We start from the raw sequence: 7,500 nt of genomic DNA on the forward strand, positions 1-7,500 counted from the left end.
CCCCCCCATTCCCCCACCCCGCCCGGTCCCCTCGCCGCGTGGGCTGGGGTGGTTTTTACCTCCCCCGGCTCTCGCGCCCGTCCGGTGGGGGGGGGGCCCCCCGCACCGGCCTCTCAACAACCTCACCCCTTCTGCGCTGTCCCATCAAGATACTGCGTCAGCGCGCAGACCAGATGATAGAAGATGCTGGCCGGCACGTCCGATGCCAAGGAGCGGCCGCGTTCGTCGATGCGGTCAATCCACAGGCCGAGCGGCGCCGGGTCGATGTGCCAGCGGAATAGCCGGCCGACGCGCGCCTCGATTTCGGGCTTGAGGTCGGGACCGCCCGAGCCATCCAGCGCAATCGCCGCCTTGATCGCTTCCGCCTGCGGCCAGCTGCGCGATACGAGGTCGAGCGGCAGGCCCTGCCGGGAGACCGCACCGTAGGCAAGGCCGGTGGCGCGGTTGAGGCCGTTGGCGATGGCCGAGGCGTAGAGCTTGCGGGCAAAATTGCTCAACTCGCCCTGGCCGCTGCGGGCGACGAAATCGGTGAGCAGCGAGGCCCATTCGAAATGATGGCCGGGCTCGGTCCATGTGCCCTTCTCGCCGGCGGCCGGCTTCCACCCGGCGTCGAAATATTCGCCCAGCGTCCAGCTCTCGGCATCGAAGAAATGACTGCGGAAAAGGTCGATGATGCGCGCGGCGCGGCGCAGATAGGTGCGGTCGCCGGTCGCCTCATACCAGGCGAGGAAGGCCTCGAGCAGATGCATATGCGGGTTGGAGCGCCGCTCGCCCTCCCCGTCGGACGTCTCGAGGAAACCGGTCATGCGGCTGTCCTCGAGATGCGCGTCGAGGAACACGAAGGTCTCCTGGCCCAGCCCCAGCGCATCCGGATTGCCGCACATATGCGCATGCGCCAGCGCCAGCAGCACGCAGGAATGGTCGTAGGCATCCTCGGTTGGGTCGGCGACGGAGCCGTTGACATTGAGCGTGCGCACCCAGCCGCCCCGGTCCGTGCGGCCCTTGCCGGCCATGAAGGCGATGCCATGGGAGATCAGGCGATCGGCTGGACCGTCCCAGCCGCGGGCCTTGGCAACGGCGAAGGCGTAGACTTGCCTCGCCGTCGTGCGCATGCGCTTGGGCTTCAACAGCGCCTCGCCGTGGAAGCCGAGCGCCTCGTGGAAGCCGCCATGACGCTCATCGACGCCTGAAGTCGACCACAGCGGCAAGGTCTCCTCGAACAGCCAGTGATGCACGCGCCGACGCCAGGCGCCGCTCTCGATGACGCGGTCGTGTGCCGGCGTAAACCTGGTTTCCAGCCGGCCCGACTTTTCCAGCTGCTCGACGATTTTCTTGACGTGCTGGCTGTGGCTGACCGGGGCGACGAAGGTGGCGTCCGCCGTCGAGACGATGGCGACATCCTTCATACCGATTGCCGACAAAAGCCGGCCGTCGCTTCTGATGTAGGAGTTTTCGCAATCAATGGCGACGACATCGCCGACGACGACATTGCCCTTGGCGTCGGCAGGGCCGACATCGAGCAGCGACTGCCAGGAGCCGAGGTCGTTCCAGCGGAAGCCGGCCGGCACCATGGCGATGTCCTTGGCCCGTTCCATGATGGCGTAGTCGATCGAGTTCGACGGGATGGCGGCGTAGAGGTCGAGCGGCATATAGAGGCCGGACAGGTCGCTCGTTGCCGCCTTGTAGGCGGTTTCGGTGGCCTGCCAGAGGTCGGGTTGGAAGGTGGCGAAGGCGTCGCGCATGGCGCCGGCGCGAAACAGGAAAATGCCGGTGTTCCAGTAGAAGGTGCCCGCACTGAGATAGCTCTGCGCAGTGGCGAGGTCGGGCTTTTCGACGAAGCGCGACACGTCGAAGACGCCGCCGCTTTCGGCTGCGACTTCGATATACCCATAGCCGGTCTCGGGCTGCGTCGGCTTGATGCCGAACACCACCAGACGGCCGGCAAGCGCTGCCTGGCTGCCCGCCTCGACGCTCTGCCAGAACTGCTTGGGCGTGGCGATTTCGTGGTCTGACGGCACCACCAGCACCAGGCTGTCGCCGAACTCCGACAATGTGCGCAGCGCGGCCAGCGCCACGGCGGCAGCCGTGTTGCGCCCGGTCGGCTCGAACAGCGGGCCACCGCCGGCGAGGTCGAGGCCGGCAAGGTCGGCATGCACGCGCTCGGCATGGCGCTCGGCGGCGATCAAGAAGATCGGCGTTTCGCCCTCCGGCCGCGCCGTCAGCCGGCGCAGTGTCTTGGCCAGCATCGAGCCGTCCCCGGAAAGATCGTGGAACTGTTTCGGGTTGTCCTCGCGCGACAGCGGCCACAGCCGCGAGCCGACACCCCCGCTCATGACAAAACTGACGATGCGCTCGCTCATGAAAGGTCCAATCAGAACGTCTGGTTGTAAGCGCCGACTTCGGGGCTGCGGCGCAGCACGGCGTCGACGGCCTCGAACATCTGCCGGCGGCGGTCGGACGATGTCGGGCTTTCGACAACCACGACAAGCTCCGGCTTGTTCGATGACGCCCGCACCAGCCCCCAGGTGCCGTCCTCAGCCACGACGCGCACGCCGTTGACGGTGATCAGGTCAGCGATCTTCTGGCCGGCAAAAGTCTTGCCGGCGCGCTGCATCGCCTGGAAGTCCGCCACCACCCGATCGACCACGCCGTATTTCACATCGTCGGCGCAATGCGGGGACATGGTCGGCGTGCCGAAGGTCAGCGGCAGCGCGCGATAGAGATCGGCCATCGAATTTCTGGGGTTCCGGTCGAGCATCTCACAAATGGCTATTGCCGTGATGAGACCGTCATCATAGCCGCGGCCGATCGGCGGGTTGAAGAAGAAATGGCCCGACTTCTCGAAGCCGGCGACGGCGCCAAGCTCGGCGACGCGGCGCTTGATGTAGGAATGGCCGGTCTTCCAGTAATCGGTGACCGCGCCATTGGCGCGCAGGACTCTGTCGGTGTGGAACAGGCCGGTCGACTTGACGTCGACGACGAAAGTCGAGCTGGAATGCTGGCTGGAGATATCACGCGCCAGCATGACGCCGACCTTGTCGGCGAAGATCTCGTTGCCCTCATTGTCGACCACGCCGCAACGGTCGCCGTCGCCGTCGAAGCCCAGCCCGACATCTGCGCCGGTCTCCAGCACCTTGTCGCGGATGGCGTGCAGCATCTGCATGTCTTCGGGGTTGGGGTTATAGCGCGGAAAAGTGTGGTCGAGCTCGACATCGAGCGGGATCACCTCGCAACCGATGCGCTCCAGCGCCTGTGGCGCGAAGGCGCCGGCAGTGCCGTTGCCGCAAGCGGCCACGACTTTCAGCGTTCGCGCGATGCGCTTGTCGCTCACCAGATCGTCGAGATAGGTCTCGCGAAAACCGGAGACGAATTCGTAGCAACCGCCGCCGGCGAGATCGAAATCGCCCGACAGCACGATCTGTTTCAGGGCGCTCATCTCCTCCGGTCCGAAGGTGAGCGGCCTCGCCGCACCCATCTTAACTCCGGTCCAGCCATTCTCGTTGTGCGATGCCGTGACCATGGCGACGGAAGGCGCGTCGAGCGCGAACTGGGCGAAATAGGCCATGGGCGACAGCGCCAGGCCAATGTCTTTCACCTTTGCGCCCGCAGCCATCAGGCCGGAAACCAGCGCCAGCTTGATGGCAAGCGAATAGGCGCGGAAATCGTGGCCGGTGACGATGTCAGGCCCGGCGCCAAGACGCCGAATCAACGTGCCCAGCCCCATGCCGAGCGCCTGGACGCCGATCAGGTTGAGCTCCGGCGGCTGCGCAGAGCCGGGGTGACCGAACCACCAGCGCGCATCGTACTCGCGAAATCCCGACGCCTTGATCAGCGCTTCCGTTTCGAATTCGAAGCTGTTGGGCCGGGCGTCGCCTACGATTTTCAGGGGCAAGACAGCAAAGCTCCAGATGGCGAAAACACGATTTATCGAGGCTGCTGCCTAGCACACAAGGCTTTAAGCGGGGTTTATCCCGGGCGGGAAATCCAAGCTTTGCGGCAATGCCCGACGAAAGCCAACGAAATGCGACAGAAGCGCTGCCATTGCCGCTTGCAGGAACGGTATGTGGCAGCTATAAGCCCGCGGTCTGGTCACGGAGTGTAGCGCAGCCTGGTAGCGCACCTCGTTCGGGACGAGGGGGTCGCAGGTTCAAATCCTGCCACTCCGACCAGAAAAAACAGACACTTAGGTGTTTGTTTCTCCCGACTCCCCACAAGATAGCTTGGTGCAAACCGGCCGCGTCGGCGTTCGCTGTCAGCATGGTGTTTTGACGCGACAACCATCCGCGCTACCTCGATAATAGGAATGCCGCCGAGACAGCGGCTGGAACGAGGTTTGCGGAAGATGAATTTGTTTATTTCAAGCGCAGGCCGGCTGTCAGCGATGCTTGTTCTTTTCCTGATGGCAGGCTGCTCATCGCTGGGCAGCGCGGTCAACCCGGCGAAATACGACCGCATGACATGCGCCGAGCTCAATAATGCGGTGGGCGATACCGCGCGCGAAATCTCGCAGACCGCCATCACCCGCGGCAAGGTCACCAACACCAGCGTGCCGAACTGGCTGCTCGGCGGGGCACGCGTCAAGAGCGCCGTCGCCAACCGCGAGACGGCCAGGATCGAACGGCTGAAAGAGCGCGAGGCAGCCATTGTCGCCACGAGGACCAGCCGATGCCCCAGGTCAGCGGGCTGAGCGATTCGGCCCTGCCCTGTTGATTAACCTCACGCTACGCTACTATCTCAAGCACTCAACCGGAACCGGGTCACATCGATCGCCGCAGCCATCAGCGTCTGCGTGTAGGCCGCCTTCGGGTTGCTGAAGATCTCTTCCGTCGGCCCTTCCTCGACGATCTTGCCCTGCCTCATGACGATGATGTAGTCGGCCATGGCGCGCACCACGGAGAGATCGTGGCTGATGAAGAGGTAGGACAGTTCGTGGTCGGCCTGCAGCTTGCGCAGCAATTCGACGATCTGCCTCTGCACCGAGCGGTCGAGCGCCGAAGTCGGCTCGTCCAGCACCACCAGTTTGGGCTTCAGGATCACGGCACGCGCGATGGCGATGCGCTGGCGCTGGCCGCCGGAGAATTCGTGCGGGTAGCGGTTGCGTGCGTTGGGATCGAGTCCGACCTCGAGCAAGGCCTCGACGGCGCGCTGATCGCGTTGCTTGCCTGACAGGTTCGGCTCATGCACCAGAAGCCCTTCGGTGATGATCTGGCCGACGGTCATGCGCGGCGACAGCGAGCCGAACGGATCCTGGAAGACGAGTTGCATCTCACGTCGCAGCGGCCGCATCGCCTGGCGGTCGGCGGTGGAGATGTCGCGGTCGCCGAAGCGGATGACACCGTCGCTGGGCAACAGGCGCAGAAGTGCGCGGCCGAGCGTCGATTTTCCCGAACCGGACTCGCCGACGATACCGATGGTCTGGTTGCGCTTCAGCCGGATCGAAATGTGATCGACGGCGCGTAGCAGCAGCGGTTCGCCGGCAAGGAAGCCGCCGCCGATCTTGAAGGTCACTTCGACATTGCGGCCCTCCAGCAGCACCGGAGCGCTGGGCGGCGGCGCCGCCTTGGTGCCGGTCGGTTCGGCCGCCAGCAGCATTTTGGTATAGGCATGCTGCGGGTTGGCGAAAAGTGCTTCCGCCTCGCCTTCCTCGACCACCTCGCCATAGCGCATGACATAGACGCGGTCGGCAAAGCGCCGGACGATGCCGAGATCGTGGGTGATGAAGACGATGGCCATGCCGAGCTTGCGCTGCAATTCGGCGAGCAGCACCAGGATTTGCGCCTGGATGGTGACGTCGAGCGCCGTCGTCGGCTCGTCGGCGATCAGGATGTCGGGGTCGTTGGCCAATGCCATGGCGATCATGACGCGCTGGCGCTGGCCGCCCGACATTTCGTGCGGATAGGATTTCATCCGCCGCTCGGGATCGGGAATATGCACAAGCCGCAGCAGCTTGAGCGCCTCGTTCCGTGCCTCGGCTGCGTTCAGGCCGCGGTGCTTGCGGATCGGTTCGATCAGCTGGTTGCCGATCGAATAGAGCGGATCGAGCGAGGTCATCGGCTCCTGGAAGATCATGCTGATCTTGGCGCCGCGCACCTTGTTGAGGTCGGGCTTGCTCATGGTCAAAAGGTTGCGGCCGCGATAATCGACGTGACCCGTCGCCTCGCCGTTGGACGCCAGCAGGCTCATCGCCGCCATCATGGTCTGGCTCTTGCCGGATCCGGATTCGCCGACCACGGCAACGGTTTCCCCTGCCTTGACGTGGATGTTGATGCCCTTGACCGCTTCGACCGCGCCGTCGAGCGTGCGGAAGCGGACGCGAAGGTCCTTGACGCTGAGGATCGTTTCGGGCGCTTCCATCGCAACGGTCCGGATATTATCGGTCCCCATCTTTATCGGTCCCATCTTCATCGGTCTCTTGGATCGAGCGCGTCGCGCAGGCCGTCGCCGACGAAGTTCAGCGCAAACAGCGTCGAGACGAGGAAGAAGGCGGGGAACAAAAGCAGCCAGTTGGCGGTGCCGATGTTCTTGGCGCCGACCGAGATGAGCACGCCCCAGCTGGTCATCGGTTCCTGCACGCCAAGGCCAAGGAAAGACAGGAAGCTTTCCAGGATGATGACCTGCGGCACCAGCAGCGTCATGTAGATCACCACTGGTCCGAGCAGATTGGGGATGACGTGGCGCAGCAGGATGCCGCGCTGGCCGACGCCCATGGCTTCGGCCGCCTGGACATACTCCTGCCGCCGGATCGACAGCGCCTGGCCGCGCACGATGCGCGCCATGTCGAGCCACAGCACCGCCCCCACCGCCAGGAACATCAGCACGAAGTTGCGGCCGAAGAACACCACCAGCATGATGACAAAGAAAATGAAGGGCAAGGAATAGAGCACGTCGACGATGCGCATCATCACCTCGTCGATCTTGCCGCCTGAAAAGCCGGCCGCCGCCCCGTAGAGGACGCCGATGACCACCGCGACAATGCCGGCAAGCAGGCCGATGGCCAGCGAGATGCGCCCTGCCATCAGCGTTCGCGAGAGAAGATCGCGACCGGTGTTGTCGGTGCCGAACAGGAAGTACTGCTGTTTGACCGACGCAGTCATAGTCAATTCGAGCCCGTCGGCCGATTTGCTCTCTATCTTGGTATCGTCGAAGGCATCGGAGCGGTCGAGATAGCGGATGTTGCGGTCGTCGATCGGTTTGGTCGAGGTGACGGTGACGGTGACGCGACTGCCCTCCAGTTTCCACTCCTTGATGTCGACGCGCATGCGCTTGATGGCATCCTTGAGCGCCGTCTCGATCATGTCCGGCTTCGGATAGGCTGAAAAGCTTGGTGGCGTGCGCACATAGTCGGCATAGATGGTGGTGTACTGATGCGGCACGAACCAGGGGCCGAAGATGCTGATGACGCCAATGAAGGCCAGGTAATAGAGGCTGAACATGGCGGCGCGGTTGGCTTTGAGGCGCGCCCATGCGTCGCCCCAGAGCGAGCGGCCGACGACGGCCGGC

Annotated in this window: 5 protein-coding genes and 1 tRNA gene (1 of these 6 only partly in view); 2 read left to right on the top strand and 4 right to left on the bottom strand. The window is 64.1% G+C overall.

Features of this window, described 5'->3' with window-relative positions; translation table 11 throughout:
- Positions 1–122 precede the first annotated feature (122 nt).
- Both NKH35_RS30130 and NKH35_RS30135 read right to left on the bottom strand, forming a co-directional pair.
- Positions 123–2,360, bottom strand: coding sequence for a mannose-1-phosphate guanylyltransferase/mannose-6-phosphate isomerase (locus NKH35_RS30130; protein WP_352917347.1), 2,238 nt, complete (start codon positions 2,358–2,360; stop codon positions 123–125).
- A gap of 11 nt (positions 2,361–2,371) precedes the next feature.
- Positions 2,372–3,892: a phosphomannomutase/phosphoglucomutase gene (locus NKH35_RS30135; protein ID WP_352917349.1), complete on the bottom strand. Its 1,521-nt coding sequence runs from the start codon at positions 3,890–3,892 to the stop codon at positions 2,372–2,374.
- A gap of 200 nt (positions 3,893–4,092) precedes the next feature.
- Between NKH35_RS30135 and NKH35_RS30140 the strand changes: the two genes are divergently transcribed.
- Positions 4,093–4,169, top strand: a tRNA-Pro gene (locus NKH35_RS30140).
- 212 nt (positions 4,170–4,381) lie between these two features.
- Entirely contained in the window at positions 4,382–4,687 is a 306-nt protein-coding gene (locus tag NKH35_RS30145; protein ID WP_245262528.1) for a hypothetical protein, read from the top strand.
- Between the two features lie 47 nt (positions 4,688–4,734).
- On the opposite strand, the gene NKH35_RS30150 is transcribed toward NKH35_RS30145, so the two are convergent.
- Both NKH35_RS30150 and NKH35_RS30155 read right to left on the bottom strand, forming a co-directional pair.
- Complete coding sequence (locus NKH35_RS30150) at positions 4,735–6,354, bottom strand: ABC transporter ATP-binding protein (RefSeq protein ID WP_352917351.1); 1,620 nt, start codon at positions 6,352–6,354, stop codon at positions 4,735–4,737.
- A 47-nt stretch (positions 6,355–6,401) separates the two neighbouring features.
- Positions 6,402–7,500, bottom strand: partial view of an ABC transporter permease gene (locus NKH35_RS30155; protein ID WP_023709835.1) — the 3' portion only. Its footprint extends 29 nt past the window's final position; 1,099 of the gene's 1,128 nt are visible here — the last part of the coding sequence; its start codon lies beyond the right edge, outside the window; the stop codon is at positions 6,402–6,404.

The sequence above is a fragment of the Mesorhizobium sp. M1143 genome, assembly GCF_040318435.1.
In the GTDB taxonomy this organism is placed as follows: Bacteria; Pseudomonadota; Alphaproteobacteria; order Rhizobiales; family Rhizobiaceae; genus Mesorhizobium.